Consider the following 255-nt stretch of genomic DNA (forward strand, 5'->3'; position numbering starts at 1 on the left):
GCCAGCCGTGGGCGGGTAAAGGATTTGGGACCATTCAGATCCCGCGTATTGGTCAGGAAGTGCTGGTGGACTTCAAGAACGGCGACCCGGACATGCCGATCATAGTGGGCCGTGTTTACAACCAGGATACGATGCCGCCGTGGGGGTTGCCGGGTACGGCGTCGCAGAGCGGGATCTTCAGCCACTCGCTGTACGGCGGGCCAACCAATGGCAACGCCCTGCGCTTTGATGACAAGACGGGTGGGGAAGAGGTGT

General features: G+C 61.2%; 1 protein-coding gene. It reads left to right on the forward strand.

From position 1 onward, the window contains the following. Positions 1–255: phage baseplate assembly protein V (locus KW828_RS21780; RefSeq protein ID WP_256350343.1), on the forward strand; the 255-nt coding region annotated here is incomplete at both ends.

Origin of the sequence: Enterobacter sp. ENT03 (assembly GCF_019218745.1) — a bacterium.
GTDB lineage: Bacteria > Pseudomonadota > Gammaproteobacteria > Enterobacterales > Enterobacteriaceae > Enterobacter_D.